The organism is Trichococcus sp. K1Tr (assembly GCF_028309625.1).
Lineage (GTDB): Bacteria > Bacillota > Bacilli > Lactobacillales > Aerococcaceae > Trichococcus.
This window is the reverse complement of the sequence record NZ_JAQMHR010000010.1, coordinates 65,898-81,062: the sequence shown is the minus strand read 5'-3', so window position 1 is coordinate 81,062 and position 15,165 is coordinate 65,898. Positions and strand designations below refer to the sequence as shown.

The following is a 15,165-nucleotide window of genomic DNA, read 5'->3' as shown; positions in this document are numbered from 1 at the left end:
AGAAGGTACGCCATGATTACTAATAAATCCAACCTTTTCGCTTACGTATTAGCTTGCACCTCGCTAATTGGAGCAGTCCAATACCCAAGCGTTCCTTTGTTCTGGTGGTTTGTTATCGGGCTTGGCAGTGCTTTATTGTTTTTCTATAGCAGCAAAGCGACTGAGAAAAAATTGGTTTCTCTGGGTATAGATGTTTTCAACTTGGTCGCGCTGGCCATACTCGTTAATACCCTGCCTTATTATATAGGGTTGCTTCTGAATGTAATAGTTCTGCTGGTTTTGGTGTTGTTGCTTTTTGCCAAAAGCAAGCTTGAAAGCAGCATAGAAACACGGAATACTCAAAATCAAAAATGATACAAGAGGAGATGAACTATTATGTCAGCTACTAACCAACCAGCCGGCTTTTTGATTTATGGTGGCTTTTTATTAGCCATAGTCGGACTGCTCTTTTTTCTTTATAAAAAAGTCAAAGCAACACAAAATATACAGCAAACACGTCTGGTTTTGGTTGCTTTGATCGGAGCCATCATCATAACGACACTATTCTGGATCCCGATATTTTTCATAGTAGTGAATTGATTCAAAGGGTACTTGCGAAAGGGGATAAAAATGAAGCTTTTCTTGAAAGGATTGGTCAGGGGAACTCTTCCCTTTGCTGTTATGTTGTCGATGTATGCATGGAATGATTTTCAGGGAAGAGCAGCTGACGCGAAGGTTTTTCTTTTTTATGGACTCATGGCCTTGTTTTTGGGGTTGGCAAGCATCATATACGAGCTAAAGCAGTGGAGTTTCCGCAAGCAAGTTATTGTTCATTACTTAACGATGCTGGTTACGGTTTTTCCATTGCTGTTGCTGAGTGGGTATCATAAGACCAACTCTTTTGGAGCTATTTTCCATGTATTTCTACTGTTCAACAAGGTTGGTGTTATGCTCTTTGTAACGACAGCCATCATTTCCAAAGTGCGCAATAGCCTTATGAATTTGAAGCAAACGGATCTCTAAAACGGAAGCTTTGTATTTAAAAGAAAGCAGGTGGATGGATGAGCACGCGAGACAATCAGAAAAAGTACGACGACAAAAGTAATGTGGACAGTTCTATTTATTCCAGGGTCAATATTGGACAGGGGGCAAACAACAAGTTCGATGGCCCGAATCTCACGCATTCGGGAGGGGGCATGAACAATCCCGATGAGCACGTGCATCATAGGAGCAGCTCCTTGACTACGGTCCTTTATTACGTGGTTGGCAGTGTCATTTCCGCCGCGATAATATTCGCAGGCATGCAGATTTTTCACGATTACTTCTATGGCGAGGGACTCAACAAGTTACTCCCTTCGCTACTGCTATTACTCGGCTCGTTGGCGATAGGATTTTCCAGCGCAAAATGGATTGTTAGGAAACTTGTGCTGTACAAGGTGAAATGATGTATCCACATTTTATTAACTATAAGGAAGTGATGCGGATGAATGAACAACATTTTTCGTCTATACCTGTCTATGAGGAAGGACACGAGAAAGGAGATCTGATTTGGTTCCTTCATGGTTTAGGGGATACTCATTACACGTGGGAGGAGATCTTCAACGATTTGAAAAGTGATTTCCGTTTGTTGTCCATGGATTTGCCAGGTCATGGTAGCTCACTGGAGTATTTTAATGAACAATCTGAATATATGGACGCTGCAGTTAGTTGCTTAAAAAAAATCACAGAGCAAGCTTCTAAAGACCGTCCGTTCTTCCTTCTGGGACATTCTTTGGGAGCGGAGATCGCATTGCAATTCGCAGCATCCTTTCCTGGTCTTGTTAAAGGAGTGGTATTGCTGGATGGCGGATATATTCAAAATGAGGATGTCGCTGCTGATTTAGCAACCGATTTGAAGCAGGTTCAGGAATTTTATAAAAGCTATCAGTTTTCAAGTTGGGAAAGCTATCTGGAGCACGAAAAAGCTTACTACCAAAGATGGTCTGATGTTGTCCAGCGAGCAGCCTTAGCCAAAATGACAGAGGACGAAGACAAGCGAATTATCTCAAAAACAAAGCTGTCCACATACGAAGCAGCAATAAAATCGTTGCATATATACCCGTCCAAGGTAATATATTCAGAAGTTGAGTGTCCAATCCTATTGCTAAGAAGCTCACTGCCGGAAGCTTCAAATGCTATGAAAGAAGTTGCTGCCAAACGATTGATTCGTGCTGCTTCAGATGCGACAGATCAGATAATTCCGAATGCGGGGCACAATATTCACATTGATGCCCCACACGAAGTTGCAAATCGGATCAGAAAGTGGATCGAGGCCAATAAAGAAGGACGATAGTAAAAAAACTTAGAAGATAAAATGTCCGGGAATAGATAAAGTATAGGTAACGATAATGGTTAGAGCGCTTTATAATAAACAGCAGTTGTATGATGGTAGAAAGAGGAGGAACCAAATTGGATAAGATTTTAATATTGGTGTTCGTCGTAGGGATATTGGGCTATTCATGGCAACAATCAAAGAAGTATTTATCTCCAACGTCCAGTTTCAATGCCATTATCACGTTTGACGCGGAACATTATACAGACATACGGTGGTTTGAAGTCTTTCGAAAGCTTACACACTGGGAAAAATTTGGAGCTCATTCATTTAAAGGAAATGTAGCTGTGAATGCTGAAGACATCATTCATTTAATTCATAAGGAGCTTGAGGTTCCTTTGGAAAATTTCAAAGTCAAAGTATTTCCGATAGAGAAAACAAGCTTCGATTATATCGTGACTTTTAAAAAAATCCCTCGGCCTGAAATTGAGGATTACCCTCATTTAGCGGAACTGGCTATCTGGAACACATACGGGAAAAACAGTTATCGATTGTGGCTGGGAATGTCAGTAGAGCAATTCAGGGAAGTTATAGTTCAAGAATTGCATATTCCTGAAGAAAGTTTCACTGTTTATTGTCCTGCAAACCTTGTGTGGACAAGATTCTTGTAAATAACCCCATGAATACTGGTAGGAATAATGCTGTGTTCTAAACGGATAGGATGGTGTTGGAAAATAATGAAAAAGCCAATCGTAACAACCCTATTTTTCCTTTCAAGCATGATGGTATTGAGTGGATGCGGCGGTTCCATTTCCACCACGAGTGTCGTGGAGTCGATTGAGAATGCGGCTCAGAAGAACGCGGAACTCGACAATGCCCGGTTTGAGACGCGCTACTCCATGGATAGTGACGCGGAACCATTCGACCAAAGCTCAGAAGGGGTCTTTGTGAAAACAGCGGAGTCTGATTATGACTGGTATCAGAAGACTTCCTTCGATGGAACAAACGCCACGGAAGCGGCTCAAATCGACGGAAAGCAGTATCAGAAAATCAGTGTACCCGGGCAAGCGGAAACGCAATGGGTGGGGGTTTATTCAACTGGATTTGCTTTGCAAGACCTCTTGCGTTCGCTCTTTGAGAATGAGATAGTGGAAGCGGATATTGCGGAGAGCCAAGTTGAGGATGAAGGAATCAGCGAGGAATATACCCTCACCATGAGCGATGCCTACGCCGAGAGGATAAAAGAGGAAAATGTGGAAGCAATCCAGCAGAACAGCGACGAATTGAAACAGAACGACGAAGAAGCGCTAGTCATCGAGGAAATAGAAACCCGTCTCCAGGAAATTAAGGAGACCAACTACCAAGATGTCATCATTACCTATGAAATCAACGAAGAAGGTTTCCTGACGGCTGCCCACTATGAATCTACGGTGGTGCCTCCGACTGGGGAGCCATATACCGTGGTCACTAGTTTCTCCCTTACGGAATATAATCTGGATGATACAGGAGACCTGCTGCCTCAGATCGCAGAGTAAGGGAATCCGGAGAAATAATCGGTATTCCGCAAATAGACTATGTTTTTGAAGAAAAATCTGTTCCGTTTGTGATAGAATCTAACGGGAACGATAAACATAGAATGATTTAAAAGTGAGGATATAAGATGATTGCAACGACGGAAGAGGATTTTAACGGATTAAAAGAAATTGGCGGCATTTGCGGAGCGATACGCGATGAAATGGTGAAAGCCACGAAACCTGGCATCACCACTAAAGAGCTTGATGATATCGCGAAGGAGCTTTTTGAAAAAGCAGGGGCACAATCGGCACCAAAAGGGGAATACGATTTCCCTGGATATACGTGCATCAGCGTGAATGAAGAAGTGGCGCACGGGATTCCGAGCGATCGGATCATTGAAGAAGGGGACCTAGTGAATATTGACGTTTCGGGTTCCAAAAATGGGTATTTTGCGGATACAGGTATTTCTTTTGTAGTCGGGGAAGGCCATGTCGCGCTGAAAAAAATCTGTGACGTCGCCAAGGAAGCATTCGATGCGGGTCTTGCGAAGGTAAAGCCGGGCGCGAAAACAAGCAACTTAGGAAAAGCGGTGCACAACGTGGCAAAACGCCATGGCTTGACGGTCATCAAAAACCTGACCGGACACGGTGTCGGACGCGCAATCCACGAAGCGCCAGATCATATCTTCAATTACTACTCACGCTGGGATGACGAAATTCTGAAAGAGGGCATGGTCATCGCCTTCGAGCCTTTCATTTCCACATTCGAAGAGGAAGTTTTCCAAGTTGAAGATGACGACTGGACCTTCTTTACAGAAGAAAGCATGGTAGCCCAATACGAACATACGATTATTGTGACGAAGGAAGGCCCAATCATTACCACGTTGTAAAATCGAAAGATGCATATGAATGAAAAGCGCCTCCTATACGGTAAAGTATCAGGAGGCGCTTTTTATTTATTCTTAGTTATGTGATTCGTTAATTCAAATTATATAGATTGTCGATAAACTATTTTAGTTTCTAAATCAACAGGTTTCGGCGGAGATTTTTCTTCAATATTTGCAAGTAGCAGTTCTGCAGCAAGGTTTCCCATTTCTTCAATTGGCTGATGTATCGTTGTAATCTCAGGATTAGTGAGTGAAGCAATTGGGTTATCATCAAATCCTAGTACGGCAAGATCTTTAGGTACCTCAATATCGAATTTTCTGGCCTCGCTTAATATTCCAGCTGCAACTTCGTCCCCATTGGAAAAAACTGCATCAGGTCTATCTGAAACTTCTATTGTAGCAATAGAGCGAATAAATTCTCTACCACCTTCTACCCCTAGTGTTTTTTCAAAAAATAAGCGCTCATCAAAGGTAATATTATGTTCTTCAAGTGCCTTTAAAAACCCTTTAAAGCGATAATCATGAGGATTCATAACATTGCCCGTACAAAAAGCAAGCTTTGAATAGCCTTTGCTTATCAGTAATTTGGTCCCTTCATAACTAGCCTTTTCCTCATCTATACGTATTATCGGGAGGGCTTCATCTCCGATATAGCGATTGCACAACACAATTTTCCCTTCGTGGACTAATTGAATAATATTAGGGGTAGCAGTTTCCAGATTGGTTATGATGATCCCGTCTAATTGCTTCTTCTGTATTAATTCTACATAAAATTGTTCTAGGTTTGGCCTGCCTTGTGTTTGGAGGACCACTAAATGATAGCCGCTTTCCAAGGTCTTTTTTTCAATGGCATCAACCAGATATGCGAAAAACGGATTTGTGATATATGAAATAATTACGCCAACCATTTTTGTTTTTTTTCCTCGCAACTGCTGCGCCACATTGTTGGGGTAATAATTTAATTCTTCCATGGCTTTATAAATTTTTTTCTTTGTTTTTTCCGAGACATACGGATGATCATTTAAAGCACGCGAGACTGTAGTCACAGACACTTTCGCTTTCTTTGCCACATCTTCCATACTAGTCATGTTTTATCTCCTTGGTATATATCATTTTTAAATCATACACTAATTATAGTCTAAATCATTATTATATCAACAAATATTTTTTATGAAATCGATTGACATATGAAATCGATTGACATATACTCTAAACATCAAGTAAGCGCATACTTTGAGTTGTTTTTACCCGTTTCATATTTTTAATATGCTAATCAAAGGAGAATAACTATGAAAAAAAAAGTAATTAGTTTTGGTGCAGTTGCACTATTAGCAAGTACATTGTTAGTTGGGTGCGGCAATAGTAGCTCAAACTCGACAGAAAATAGTCGTACTGAGGTCAGTATGTTGATAGGTAAAGAAGAAATTGCCAAGCAATTAGATGAGACAATTGATAAATATAATACTTCCCAAGAAGAATATGAAGTGAAAATTATTCCTCTTGCAGGTCAAAATGCAACGGAGAAGCTTACTTCTCTGTATGCTTCAAAAAATGCGCCTGTGTTAATGAATACTGGGGTTTACACCGAATTAGCTCAGTGGAAAGACAAATTTTTGGATTTATCAGATATGGATTTAGTACAGCATATTGATCAGAAATACTTAGATGCCGGCACTGTGGACGGTAAAGTAATTGGAATTCCTGCAACTATTGAAGCTTTTGGATTTCTTTATAATAAGGATGTTTTGGATGAAGCAGTTGGTGGTAATTTTGATCCGGATAGTGTGAAAAGCAGAGAAGATCTGGAAATTTTGATGGGAAAAATTGACCAACTAGATGAAAAAAGTGCGATTGAAGTCTCTCCTTTAGATTGGTCTTTAGGTGCTCATTACACAAATCTCTTTTTTACTAACCAATCCGAGGAACAAGGCGAACGTGCTAAATTTATGGCAGATATGCAAAGCGGTGTTGTTGGCCTTTCAGAAAATCAAGTGTTTCAAAATTGGGTTGATACATTTGATATGATGAAAACCTATAATTCTGCTGAAAAATCTCCACTTTCCGCAGATTATGATTCTGCTACGCTCGCATTAGCAAATGGCGATGTCGGATTATGGTTTATGGGAAATTGGGCCTATCCGCAATTAAAAGAAGCTAATCCAGATGCTAACATTGGAATTTTACCGGTTCCATTATCAAATGAGTTGAATGCATATGGCAATACTCAAATATCAATTGGGGTCCCGCAAACATGGGGAATTGACGCAACCCAAGCAACTGAGGAACAACAAGCAGGTGCAAAAGATTTTCTAACCTGGTTATATGAGGATGAAGTTGGTCAAGATCACTATGTGAATAAAATGGGATTCATTCCAATTAATGACAACGCAAAAGTTGAGCCTACAAACGATCTATCGAAACAAATTTTGCAATACTTGAAAGAAGATCGTTCATTGGAATGGATGAACGCACACTATCCACCAACTGCATTTCCTTCAATGGGAGCATCCTTACAAAAATATTTAGCTGATGACATTGATCGTACCGAGTTAGCAAAAGAAATAGAAGACTATTGGAAGACAAGCGCTGAATAAGCGCTTGTCTCTCAACATAATTAGGGGGGTTATGAATGTATACTCAAAAAAAAATGAGTGAAAAATTGAGAATTTTTGGAATTTTCGCTGCAGTACCTGTTTTTGTATTTCTTTCAGTAGTTATAATCCCATTTTTATTAGGATTATATATGACTGTTACTGAGTCTACAGGGACAAATATTTCTACAGAATTTGTAGGGTTAAAAAATTATGTTGATGCTTTTAAAGATCCAGGATTTTGGGATTCAATCATTCTTACCTTTAAGTACACATTTTGGTCACTAATTTTAACTAATCTGATTGCGTTTATTCTAGCGTTAATGGTTACAAGCGGATTTAAAGGTCAAAATTTTTTCAGAATGGGGTTTTTTACACCAAACTTAATTGGTGGAGTTATTTTAGGCTTTATCTGGCAGTTTGTCTTCTCGAGAATTTTAGTTTTTGCAGGCGAAAGTTTTGGAATTCCAATTTTTGAGGGTTCGTGGTTATCTGATCCTAAAATGGCGCTTTGGGCACTGGTTATCGTAGGGGTTTGGCAAAATTCGGGCTATATGATGCTACTGTATATAGCTGGATTAACTGGTATACCAAAGTCGTTAATTGAAGCTGCTTCTTTAGATGGTGCAAACAATTGGCAAATCCTTTCAAAAATAAAACTGCCTATGATGGTACCGTCTTTCACAATAAGCATTTTTTTAACTTTACAAAGAGGATTCATGGTGTACGATACTAACTTATCTTTAACAAAGGGTGGGCCATATAGATCGACAGAATTGATTTCAATGCATGTTTACAATGATGCATTCTTATATCAAAACTATGGTACCGGACAAGCCAAAGCAATCATTTTATTTGTTATTGTGGCAGCAATCGCATTAACGCAGGTTGCTATTATGAAGAGAAAAGAGGTTGAAGCTTAATGGGGATGAAATTAGAAAAAAATCTTAATAAAATTATTATATTTACATTATGTATTTTAATGTTTATCCTCTATATTTTTCCATTTATATTAATTTTAATTAACTCTTTTAAGGGCCGATTAGAGGTAGTTGCCAATCCTCTCTCCTTACCAGAAAAGTTTGATTTTGGTAACTTCATAGAAGCGTTCAATACAATGAACTACGGGAGTGCGGTTATCAACTCGCTTATTGTAACAGTATTATCCGTCAGTGTGATTATCTTATTTTCATCAATGTTAGCATATTATCTGGTACGGTATGATTCAAAAATAGGTAAGCTGATTTTTATGACACTTGTCGCATCAATGATTATCCCTTTTCAATCAGTGATGATCCCTTTTGTTACAGTATTCGGAAACCTTGGGCTTTTAAATAGCCGTGGAATGCTGATTTATTTTTATTTAGGGTTCGGTATAAGCATGGCAACTTTCATGTTTCATGGATTCATAAAAAGTATTCCTGTTGAATTGGAAGAGGCCGCTATAGTTGACGGTGCAAATCATTTTCAAGTGTTTTTTAAGGTTGTTTTACCAATGTTGAAGCCTACAACAGCTACGATAGCAATTCTTGATGTTCTGTGGATATGGAATGATTTTTTATTACCATCTTTAGTATTAGTAAATGATAATGTACGGACATTACCCTTATCGACTTTTTACTTCTTTGGTAAATACACTGCTAATTATAGTGTTGCAATGGCTGCTTTAGTGTTGGTATTGATTCCAGTACTTGTTTTTTACTTCATTATGCAAAAAAAGATTATTGCTGGTGTGGTTGATGGTGCAATTAAATAAATAAAGATTGGGGATTTTATGAAAAAAGAATGGTGGAAAGAATCCGTAGTTTACCAGATCTATCCCAAGAGTTTTATGGATAGCGATAATGATGGTATGGGTGATATTCGCGGGATCATCAATAAGTTGGATTATTTAAAAGAGCTAGGAATTAATATTATTTGGATTTGTCCAATCTATAAATCTCCGATGGATGACGGCGGATATGATATTTCTGATTACTATACGATTGATGAGATGTTTGGTGATAATGCTGATTTTGAAGAATTATTAGAAAAAGCACAAGCATTAGGCATTAAAGTTTTAATGGATTTGGTTGTGAATCATACTTCAGATGAACACGATTGGTTCGAAAAGGCTCTTAAGGACCCTTCAAGTAAATATAGAGATTACTATATATTCAGGGAGGGTGTTGAAGGTCAAGCACCAAACAATTGGCGTTCATATTTCGGAGATTCAGCTTGGGAACCGGTACCTGGAGAAGAAAACATGTATTACCTTCATGCCTTTACAAAAAAACAACCGGATTTGAACTGGGAGAATCAAGAAGTTCGTGAAGAAATCTATAACATGATAAATTACTGGTTGGAAAAAGGGCTAGGCGGCTTCCGGATCGATGCCATTTTGAATATCAAAAAGAGAATTGAGATGGACCAGTTTACCCCTGATGGTGAAGATGGATTAACTTTTATAGGGCATTGGATTTTAAACCAACCTGGCATTGAGACATGGCTGAAAGAGCTGAATGAAAGAACTTTCAAACTACATAATAGTGTAACGGTCGCTGAAGCAGCTGTTCCAAATGAACGACTCAAGGAATATATTGGACCTGAGGGATTCTTTTCCATGGTTTTTGACTTCAGCTATACAGACATCGATGTTCCAGAGACCGGTGAATGGTTCAAATCCAGTAATTGGACCTGGGACCAAATGAGAGAAAATATTTTTATCAATCAACTTGTTACACAGGATAATGGGTGGGGCGCCCTATATTTAGAGAATCATGATCAACCGCGATCAATTAATAAATATATACCGGAAAAAGACATCAATGATACAAGCAAAAAAATGTTGGCGACCTTATTCATGATGTTGCGAGGAACACCCTTTATCTACCAAGGTCAAGAATTAGGAATGACCAATATTAAAATGGAAACTCTTGAAGATTATGATGACATCGCTACACATGATCAATATCACCGAGCCATATTAGCCGGTTTCACACATGAAGAAGCTTTTTCTGCAGTAAATCGCCGCAGCAGAGATAACTCGAGAACACCTATGCAGTGGGATGATTCAAAGAATGCCGGTTTTTCACTTGCTGAAAAAACTTGGCTAAAAGTAAATCCAAATTACACAGAAATTAACGCTGATAAGGAAAAAAACAATCCTCTATCACTTTTGAATTACTATAAACAATTAATTGAGTTGAGAAAAGACAGTATTTACAAAGATGTGATTGTTTATGGGCGCTTTGTTCCTGTGAAAGAAGCGAACACAAACGTAATCATTTATGAGCGGATTTTAGACCATAAACGGATATTAGTCGCAATAAATTTTACCGACGAAAAGCAAGGAGTATCAATTGACCCCGACTATAATAAATTTGTAATCGGAAACTATACTCAACCGAATATAATAACGGAAGAAATTCATTACCTTAGACCATATGAGAGTATCGTTTTAGCGAATTATGAAGGAGGATTAAAATGAAGATAAAAAACGAAGCAATGTTAATCACCTATTCAGATAGTCTAGGAAATAATCTTGAAGAGTTAGCTATTGTTCTAGATAAATATCTTAAAGGTGTCATTGGCGGGATCCATCTACTTCCTTTTTTTCCATCTACTGGAGATCGTGGGTTTGCTCCAAGTGATTACACAGTAGTTGATCCTTCTTTTGGAGGATGGGACGAGATTGAAAAGCTAGGCGAAAACTATTATTTGATGTTTGATTTTATGATTAATCATATTTCCAGGGAGTCAATTTTTTTCCAAGATTTCAAGAAGCATCATAACCAATCAAAATATAAGGATATGTTTATTCGCATTCATGAATTTTTCCCGGAAGGAAGACCCACTCAAGCAGATATTGATTTGATATATAAACGGAAAGACAAAGCCCCATTTCAGACGGTTGAGTTTTCGGATGGATCATCTGAACAAGTATGGAATACGTTTGGTGAAGAGCAGATTGACTTGGATGTTACGAAAGAAGTGGTTAAACAATTTATTCGCGACACCATTAAGGATATGGCTAGCCATGGCTGCTCACTGATTCGTTTAGATGCCTTTGCTTATGCAATCAAAAAACTGGACACCAATGACTTCTTCATAGAACCAGAAATTTGGGAGCTACTAGATGAAGTCCGGGCTGAAGCTGCGAAATACGAAATCGAGTTACTTCCTGAGATTCATGAACATTATGCCATTCAAATGAAGATAGCAGCTCATGACTATTATGTGTATGATTTTGCTCTGCCAATGGTGACGTTATATTCCTTATACAGCGGAAAATCAGAACGCCTTGCAAACTGGCTAAAAATAAGTCCTATGAAGCAATTCACAACACTAGATACCCACGACGGAATTGGAGTTGTGGATGCACGTGATTTACTGACTGATGAAGAGCTAAACTACACATCTGAGGAGTTATATAAAGTTGGAGCTAACGTAAAAAAAGTCTACTCTAGTGCGAACTACAACAACTTAGACATCTATCAAATCAATAGTACCTATTATAGTGCTCTAGGAGATAATGACCAAAGTTATTTGATGGCCAGAGCAATCCAATGTTTTGCTCCAGGAATCCCGCAAATTTATTACGTAGGATTATTGGCAGGGAAAAATGATATTGAGTTATTGGAACAAACCAAAGAAGGCCGGAATATCAATAGGCATTATTACACATTGAATGAAATAGACGAACAGGTTCAACGCCCTGTCGTTAACAATCTATTCCGTTTGCTGGCTTTTAGAAACACCTCTGAGGCATTTGATTTAGAAGGAAGTATTGAAATCCAGACTCCTTCAGAATCGGAAATTATTATTCATAGAAAGAATCAAGATACAACCGTTGCAGCAGTTTTGACAGCTAATTTAAAAACAAAAGAGTTCTCTATTTACGAGAATGGTAACCAAGTACTTTCTCAATGATATATGCCAAGCTGAATTACCACTTCAAATATCACAACCGACAATAACCACTGCAAGGTAAACTAAGAGCCACTCCATATGATTCAGGAGTGGCTCTTAGTTTATTTCTGGAAGACAATTGTCCGCCATACTTGAAGAGGTGAACTGTGAACAGAAGATAGTAGAGGAGGCTTGACACTGCTCTCTAAACTCTCGTGGATAGCACGCAATCACGTATTGGATTTTTTGAACAACAACAATCCTGCAAATATCATCAGGCCACCTACCCATGTCGATAATGCAGGGATCTCTCCCATTATGAGGAAGCCCATCAAAGCAGCCAACAACGGGGTAACAAACATATAATTCGTTACATCGCTTTTTTTTTGAGCAATCATCAGCGCTTTTGCCCACAACATGTACGCAAGCGCACTTGGGAATACGCCCAGAAAACTCATGACCAACAACTGCTGAAGAGGGGCTTTGCCAAATTGTACTGCCGCATCCGGTAAATACCCCAGCAGAAATACGGTTCCAGCCAAAACGCTATAAGCTGTTGACTGCAAAGGAGAATATTTTTTTAATAAAGAACGTTGAAGAAGATTATAGCCGCTGATGCAGACGGCTGCGCCAAACATCCAGAAAATGCCTGCGTTCACCGAAAGGATGCCGTTCCATAATGTCAAAATCAGAATCCCGAAAAATTCGATGATGATAGCGATCCACCCCAAGAGCTTGATCTTTTCCTTGAAAATGATCCGGGCAAACAGAGCCGTCAGGATGGGCGCTGAGGCGATGACAACACTGCCCGTTGCTGCCGTCAGCGATTTGGATGCTTGGTTGAAGGTGATCATGTACAGCGCAAAACCTAAAGCGCCGGCCAGCAGGAATTTAGGGATATCCTTTTTTTCCGGAAATCCAATTTTGTAAAAAATTCCGATTGCAAGAAATAATAGAGAAGCAATCACATAACGAAGTGCGCCTATCGCTTCTGCCGTATAGTAAGTCAGCGCGATTTTTGTGAGAACAAATGCCGATGCCCATAGAAGCACTGTAACAAAAGCATATATTTGAGCCTGATTTTTTGTATTTTGCATTATTCCCTCGCTATCCTGAATCATCAATGCACTCCCGGTGAAAACGCATCGATTCTCATAATCCCCATATTTTGTTATATTGATAGGATAATTCAATTATAGGAAAAGTCAATGATTTTCAGAATGGGCATGCTGACGTGTTCGGAAAAAGCGATCATTATTGATCGTTTTTGTTTCACTATCTAAAAGTAACTTCCTGTTATATAATGAAAAAATGTTATGAATTGGCGAGGCGCCATTTTGGGGGAGAATAAGACTATGTCCAAAGAAATTGCAACACTTGCCGGAGGTTGTTTCTGGTGTATGCTTGAACCGTTTGATGAAAGACCTGGAATCGAATCCGTTGTTTCAGGCTATACCGGTGGTTTCAAAGAAAATCCGACGTATGAGGAAGTGAAGGTAGGAGAAACCGGACACACGGAAGCGATCCAGATCACTTTTGATAACAGTATAATTTCCTATGGGGAGTTATTGGATATTTATTGGCAACAAACGGATCCGACAGATGCCATGGGACAGTTCATGGACCGCGGATCATCGTACCGTCCGGAAATCTTTTATCATTCAGAAACACAGAAAGAAATTGCGGAACGTTCCAAAGAGGATCTGAAAGGCAAGCTGTCAATTGCTGCACCGATCGTCACGCAAATTTCGCCTGCAGGCATCTTTTATCCTGCAGAAGAGTATCATCAGGATTTTTATAAAAAAGAGGGAAACCATGAGCGAATGATACCCTTGGAGGAAGACAGACAGAATCGCTTAAACGAAGTATGGGGAGATGTGGAAAAACATGAAAAAAATAGTTAAGAGTTTGTTTACTATGGGAGCTGCTATATTGTTTCTCGCGGCTTGCGGACAAGAAGCGGCTCAAGAAGATATCCGGACTGTAAAAATTGGTGTTGTCGGGGAACGTAATGAGGTGTGGGAACATGTTCAAGAACAACTCGAAGAAAATAACGAGCCTGTAAGAATCGAACTGGTAAAATTCACGGAGTATGTTAAACCGATTCAAGCTTTGGAAGAGGGCGAAATTGATCTGCACGCGGCTTTGACTGAAATTTATATGGAGCAAGTGAATGAAGATGCTGGATACAGTAATACGACTATCGCGTATACGACACTGAATCCGATGGGTCTTTTTTCCGAAAAATATGAATCTGTAGACGAAATACCGGATGGAGGGGAAATCGCGATACCGGATGATGTTTCGAACGAATCCAGAGCATTGCTGTTGTTGCAGGCTGCCGGCCTGATTGAATTGGATGCAGAGAAGGGCTTATTGCCTACTGTAAACGACATCACTTCAAATCCGAAAAACCTTAAATTTACTGTCCTGGCTGCCAATCAAACTGCTCGCGCTATGACGGATGTTGACGCATCCGTAGTCAATAATGACATGGCTGCCGATGCAGGCTTGGTGCCTACTGAGGATGCTATTTTCCTTGAACCCGTGGCTGACTCATCCAAACCTTATTACAATGTGATCGCTTCTCGAGAAGATGAAACGGAAGACCCTGATTTCCAAATCATCGTCGATTATTATCAAACTCCTGAAGTCGAAAAAATCATAGATGAAGTTACCAATAAATCGTCCATACCCGTTTGGGAATAAACACAACACAGCTCCAAATCTAGCTGGTCACGGCAAAAGCAAGGGTGCAAACCTGGGCTGACATTTTACCTTGATTAAGTAGTGGTTTAGAAAATTACGCAACAAAAGGCATGTATTATGCAGCCCAAAGAAGATGATCTCGATAAGCAATCGGGGTCATCTTCTTTGATTTTTTCTGACAACGACTCGGATAGAACGATATCTTTTAAAATTAGAATTTTCTCATTGACAAGTTGAACAGATGCATCCATAATGATGTAAGTGAGAATCATTCTCAATTGCAT

Annotated in this window: 17 protein-coding genes; 15 read left to right on the top strand and 2 right to left on the bottom strand. The window is 39.4% G+C overall.

Annotated elements, in window-relative coordinates:
* Positions 1-12: 12 nt before the first annotated feature.
* From PH235_RS13080 to map, 8 genes are all read left to right on the top strand, one after another.
* Entirely contained in the window at positions 13-354 is a 342-nt protein-coding gene (locus PH235_RS13080; protein ID WP_272162745.1) for a hypothetical protein, read from the top strand.
* 21 nt (positions 355-375) lie between these two features.
* Positions 376-579 (top strand): hypothetical protein, encoded by a 204-nt coding sequence (locus PH235_RS13075; protein ID WP_272162744.1) that lies wholly within the window; start codon positions 376-378, stop codon positions 577-579.
* Positions 580-609: 30 nt separating this feature from the next.
* On the top strand, positions 610-1,002 hold the full coding sequence (locus PH235_RS13070; protein ID WP_272162743.1) for a DUF3021 family protein: 393 nt from the start codon (positions 610-612) through the stop codon (positions 1,000-1,002).
* A gap of 38 nt (positions 1,003-1,040) precedes the next feature.
* Entirely contained in the window at positions 1,041-1,424 is a 384-nt protein-coding gene (locus tag PH235_RS13065; RefSeq protein WP_272162742.1) for a hypothetical protein, read from the top strand.
* Between the two features lie 38 nt (positions 1,425-1,462).
* Entirely contained in the window at positions 1,463-2,311 is an 849-nt protein-coding gene (locus PH235_RS13060; protein ID WP_272162741.1) for an alpha/beta fold hydrolase, read from the top strand.
* A 116-nt stretch (positions 2,312-2,427) separates the two neighbouring features.
* Positions 2,428-2,961, top strand: coding sequence for a hypothetical protein (locus PH235_RS13055; protein WP_272162740.1), 534 nt, complete (start codon positions 2,428-2,430; stop codon positions 2,959-2,961).
* A 66-nt stretch (positions 2,962-3,027) separates the two neighbouring features.
* Positions 3,028-3,825, top strand: coding sequence for a hypothetical protein (locus PH235_RS13050; protein WP_272162739.1), 798 nt, complete (start codon positions 3,028-3,030; stop codon positions 3,823-3,825).
* Positions 3,826-3,950: 125 nt separating this feature from the next.
* Entirely contained in the window at positions 3,951-4,694 is a 744-nt protein-coding gene (map, locus tag PH235_RS13045; protein ID WP_086989576.1) for a type I methionyl aminopeptidase, read from the top strand.
* Positions 4,695-4,792: 98 nt separating this feature from the next.
* Here the strand turns inward: map and PH235_RS13040 are convergent, their stop codons facing one another.
* Positions 4,793-5,779, bottom strand: coding sequence for a LacI family DNA-binding transcriptional regulator (locus PH235_RS13040; RefSeq protein WP_272162738.1), 987 nt, complete (start codon positions 5,777-5,779; stop codon positions 4,793-4,795).
* 201 nt (positions 5,780-5,980) lie between these two features.
* On the opposite strand from PH235_RS13040, the gene PH235_RS13035 reads away from it, so the two are divergent.
* The 5 genes from PH235_RS13035 to gtfA are packed head-to-tail and all read left to right on the top strand — an operon-like array spanning position 5,981 to position 12,193.
* Positions 5,981-7,285, top strand: a complete 1,305-nt coding sequence (locus PH235_RS13035) for an ABC transporter substrate-binding protein (RefSeq protein ID WP_272162737.1) — start codon at positions 5,981-5,983, stop codon at positions 7,283-7,285.
* A gap of 35 nt (positions 7,286-7,320) precedes the next feature.
* Positions 7,321-8,205: a carbohydrate ABC transporter permease gene (locus PH235_RS13030; protein ID WP_272162736.1), complete on the top strand. Its 885-nt coding sequence runs from the start codon at positions 7,321-7,323 to the stop codon at positions 8,203-8,205.
* Positions 8,205-9,038, top strand: a complete 834-nt coding sequence (locus PH235_RS13025; RefSeq protein WP_272162735.1) for a carbohydrate ABC transporter permease — start codon at positions 8,205-8,207, stop codon at positions 9,036-9,038. The genes PH235_RS13030 and PH235_RS13025 overlap by 1 nt, the downstream gene beginning before the upstream one ends.
* 18 nt (positions 9,039-9,056) lie before the next feature.
* On the top strand, positions 9,057-10,751 hold the full coding sequence (locus PH235_RS13020; RefSeq protein ID WP_272162734.1) for a glycoside hydrolase family 13 protein: 1,695 nt from the start codon (positions 9,057-9,059) through the stop codon (positions 10,749-10,751).
* Entirely contained in the window at positions 10,748-12,193 is a 1,446-nt protein-coding gene (gtfA, locus tag PH235_RS13015; protein ID WP_272162733.1) for a sucrose phosphorylase, read from the top strand. The genes PH235_RS13020 and gtfA overlap by 4 nt, the downstream gene beginning before the upstream one ends.
* A gap of 209 nt (positions 12,194-12,402) precedes the next feature.
* Here gtfA and PH235_RS13010 read toward each other — a convergent pair whose 3' ends face one another.
* Positions 12,403-13,269: a DMT family transporter gene (locus PH235_RS13010; RefSeq protein ID WP_272162732.1), complete on the bottom strand. Its 867-nt coding sequence runs from the start codon at positions 13,267-13,269 to the stop codon at positions 12,403-12,405.
* A gap of 258 nt (positions 13,270-13,527) precedes the next feature.
* Between PH235_RS13010 and msrA the strand changes: the two genes are divergently transcribed.
* Positions 13,528-14,076: a peptide-methionine (S)-S-oxide reductase MsrA gene (msrA, locus tag PH235_RS13005; protein WP_272162731.1), complete on the top strand. Its 549-nt coding sequence runs from the start codon at positions 13,528-13,530 to the stop codon at positions 14,074-14,076.
* Entirely contained in the window at positions 14,060-14,881 is an 822-nt protein-coding gene (locus tag PH235_RS13000) for a MetQ/NlpA family ABC transporter substrate-binding protein (RefSeq protein WP_272162730.1), read from the top strand. Before msrA ends, PH235_RS13000 begins: the two co-directional genes overlap by 17 nt.
* The last annotated feature ends 284 nt before the right edge of the window (positions 14,882-15,165 follow it).

Coding starts and splice junctions, on each gene's coding strand:
- PH235_RS13080 (WP_272162745.1), top strand. CDS start 13: ATGATTACTAATAAATCCAACCTTTTCGCTTACGTATTAGCTTGCACC.
- PH235_RS13075 (WP_272162744.1), top strand. CDS start 376: ATGTCAGCTACTAACCAACCAGCCGGCTTTTTGATTTATGGTGGCTTT.
- PH235_RS13070 (WP_272162743.1), top strand. CDS start 610: ATGAAGCTTTTCTTGAAAGGATTGGTCAGGGGAACTCTTCCCTTTGCT.
- PH235_RS13065 (WP_272162742.1), top strand. CDS start 1,041: ATGAGCACGCGAGACAATCAGAAAAAGTACGACGACAAAAGTAATGTG.
- PH235_RS13060 (WP_272162741.1), top strand. CDS start 1,463: ATGAATGAACAACATTTTTCGTCTATACCTGTCTATGAGGAAGGACAC.
- PH235_RS13050 (WP_272162739.1), top strand. CDS start 3,028: ATGAAAAAGCCAATCGTAACAACCCTATTTTTCCTTTCAAGCATGATG.
- map (WP_086989576.1), top strand. CDS start 3,951: ATGATTGCAACGACGGAAGAGGATTTTAACGGATTAAAAGAAATTGGC.
- PH235_RS13040 (WP_272162738.1), bottom strand. CDS start 5,779: ATGACTAGTATGGAAGATGTGGCAAAGAAAGCGAAAGTGTCTGTGACT.
- PH235_RS13035 (WP_272162737.1), top strand. CDS start 5,981: ATGAAAAAAAAAGTAATTAGTTTTGGTGCAGTTGCACTATTAGCAAGT.
- PH235_RS13030 (WP_272162736.1), top strand. CDS start 7,321: ATGTATACTCAAAAAAAAATGAGTGAAAAATTGAGAATTTTTGGAATT.
- PH235_RS13025 (WP_272162735.1), top strand. CDS start 8,205: ATGGGGATGAAATTAGAAAAAAATCTTAATAAAATTATTATATTTACA.
- PH235_RS13020 (WP_272162734.1), top strand. CDS start 9,057: ATGAAAAAAGAATGGTGGAAAGAATCCGTAGTTTACCAGATCTATCCC.
- gtfA (WP_272162733.1), top strand. CDS start 10,748: ATGAAGATAAAAAACGAAGCAATGTTAATCACCTATTCAGATAGTCTA.
- PH235_RS13010 (WP_272162732.1), bottom strand. CDS start 13,269: ATGCAAAATACAAAAAATCAGGCTCAAATATATGCTTTTGTTACAGTG.
- msrA (WP_272162731.1), top strand. CDS start 13,528: ATGTCCAAAGAAATTGCAACACTTGCCGGAGGTTGTTTCTGGTGTATG.
- PH235_RS13000 (WP_272162730.1), top strand. CDS start 14,060: ATGAAAAAAATAGTTAAGAGTTTGTTTACTATGGGAGCTGCTATATTG.